Here is a 2,571-nt window from a genome sequence, read left to right as displayed (position 1 = left end):
CGCGGGCGGGCCGGCGCGCGGGACGCGCGTGCGCCTGCGGCTGCCCCTGCCGGGTGGTGCCGCGTGAGCGTGATCCGCGTGCTGGTCGTCGACGACCACCCCGTCGTGCGGTCGGGCCTCATCGGCATGCTCGCCCTCGAGCCCGACCTGGAGGTCGTCGGCGAGGCCGGCGACGGCGCGCAGGCGGTCGCGCTCGCGGCCGAGCTGCGGCCCGACCTCGTCCTCATGGACCTGCGCATGCCCGTGCTGGACGGCGCCGAGGCCACGGCGCGACTCGTCCCGCAGGGCGTGCCGGTGCTCATCCTCACGACCTACGAGACGGACACCGACATCCTGCGCGCCGTGGAGGCCGGCGCGACGGGCTACCTGCTCAAGGACACGCCCCGCGAGCAGCTCGTCGCCGGGGTGCGCGCCGCGGCGCGCGGCGAGTCGGCCCTGTCCCCCTCGGTCGCGCGACGTCTCGTGCAGCAGCTGCGCAGCGGCGACGCCGAGCGGCTGACGTCGCGCGAGCGCGAGGTGCTCGCGGGCGTCGCGCGCGGGCTCTCGAACGCGGCGATCGGCCGCGAGCTGTTCATCACCGAGGCGACGGTCAAGACGCACCTGCTGCGGGCGTTCGGCAAGCTCGGCGTGGACGACCGGACCCGCGCGGTCACCGTGGCGATCGAGCGGGGGATCCTGCCGGGCGGCTGACCGCGAGCGACGGTCAGGGGGTGCAGGGCACCAGGTCGGTGACGCCCGTCGCCGCGTCGTACGACAGGACCGCCCCGCCGCGCGCCTCCAGGTCGACGCACCAGTCCGCGGCGTCGCCCCGCGCCGGGTGGTACCCGACCCTGGCGACCTCGTCGGGCGCCGGGCCCAGCTCCGAACGGCCCGTCGAGGTGGTGAGGACGTACCCGCCGTCCTGGATCGTCAGCGCGTTCGGGGTCAGCGCGTCGCCCCGCCGGACCGCGTCGTCGACGCCCGCGACGAGCAGGTACAGCTCGTCGTACGCGTCGGCGAGGTCCAGCCCGGACGAGGCGTCCCAGCCGCCGGACGAGGCCGTGCCGCCGCCGTCGGACGACCCGCCCGGCACGTCGGAGGACGCGCCGTCGTCCCCGGACGACCCGCCGGGGTCGGCGGGGAACATGACCTCGCCGTCGCCGTCGACGACCCCCTCCTCGGAGACCGTCCAGTCGTCCGGGAAGCCGTCGCCGTCCGCGTCCGGCTGGCCGCCCAGGCCTCCGAGCGGCGAGCCGAGCAGGCCGCTGCCGAGCGTCCCCGTCAGCCAGTCGTCGTCGTCGAGCTTCCCCTCGTCCTGGAGCCGCAGGACGTCGGCCGCCACCGTGGCCCACGCGTCGGCGAGCGTCGCGAGCGCCGACACCCGCCACGCGCCGTGCTCGCGCACCGCGACGACCCCGAGCTGGTCCAGGCTCAGCTCGACCCCGGGCGCCAGGTCGGCGAGGCACCACCGGCCGGCGTCGTCGCCGCCGTCGCCCAGCGTGGTGACGCACGTGCCGTCGAGCCGGGTCCGCTCCCCGTCCGCCGTGAGGACGAGCGCGTCGGGGTGCAGCCGCACCCGGTCGGCGTCCAGCTCGGTCGTGGTCAGGCCGCCGCCGTCCACCGTGAGCGTCGAGCCGCCCGAGCCCTCCAGCCACGGCTGGAGGTACACGGCGGCGAGGCGACGCTCGGCCGTCGGCAGCACGTCGGCCAGCTCCGTCAGGTCGCCGGCCGCGGCGGACGGCAGCGCGGCCAGGAGCGCGTCCCCGGCCTCGGCGGCGGACCCCCGCCGGGGCGCGTCGCCGGGCATCGCGCCCCGCTCGCGCCCGTCGGCCACCAGCGCGTACTCGCCCACGGTCATCATCGGGCTGACGTACCACCGCCGCCCCTCCCGGACGGCCATGAGGAACGCCCCCTGCTCGGCGTCGGCGGAGTCGCGCCAGACGAGGTCGGCGGCGTCCACCGTCCACGGGAGCTGCGCGTCGAGCTCCTCCACCATGCCGTCGCGCTCCTCGGCGAGCACGTCCGCCCACCTGCTGGCCGGCTCGGTCCGGTACAGCTCCAGCACGGCGTCGACGATCTTCTCCGGGTCGCCGTCGATCGTGAGCGTCCCGGCGGTGACCTCGACCTTCGCCAGCCCGTCGTCCACCTCCTGCGAGCTGACCCGCAGCCCCTCGAGGTCGACGTCCAGCTCGTCGAGGAGCGGTGCGAGGTCGAGGTCGGGCGTCCGGGCCTCCTGGACCTGCGCGAACGACTCGGCGACCCCGCTCAGCAGCGACACCTCCGACGGCGCCAGGACGCCGTAGGCCTTCAGCAGGTCCTTCGCCGCGGCGCCCTCGAGCAGCCGCGTGACGGCGGCCTCGGGCGTCGCTGCCCCGCCGAGCTTGCTGAGCACGAGCGACCAGGCCGCGACGCCGCCGGCGCCGAGGACGACGACGAGCGCCGCGGCGCCGAGGAGCAGGCCACGACGACGGCGGCGCCCGGGGGTCGCCGTGTACGGCTCGACGGTCGCGGTCTCGGCCCCCCACCCGGTCCGTGCGTCGAGGACCGCCGGCGCGGCGGTGGCGGCACCGGGCTGCCACGCCTGACCCTGCT

General features: G+C 77.1%; 2 protein-coding genes. One reads left to right on the top strand and one right to left on the bottom strand.

What is annotated here, in order from left to right:
- The first annotated feature begins 69 nt into the window (after nt 1-69).
- The gene (locus HGCM_RS07860; RefSeq protein ID WP_026075339.1) at nt 70-690 is read left to right on the top strand and encodes a response regulator; all 621 of its coding nucleotides are present in this window, start codon (nt 70-72) and stop codon (nt 688-690) included.
- Nucleotides 691-703: 13 nt separating this feature from the next.
- Here the strand turns inward: HGCM_RS07860 and HGCM_RS17505 are convergent.
- On the bottom strand, nt 704-2,571 hold a 1,868-nt coding region (locus HGCM_RS17505), incomplete at its 5' end, for a hypothetical protein (protein ID WP_040399005.1).

The organism is Cellulomonas massiliensis JC225 (assembly GCF_000312005.1).
Classification (GTDB): domain Bacteria; phylum Actinomycetota; class Actinomycetes; order Actinomycetales; family Cellulomonadaceae; genus Cellulomonas; species Cellulomonas massiliensis.
The sequence above is the reverse complement of the archived record's forward strand: the minus strand, read 5'-3'. Positions and strand labels throughout refer to the sequence as shown.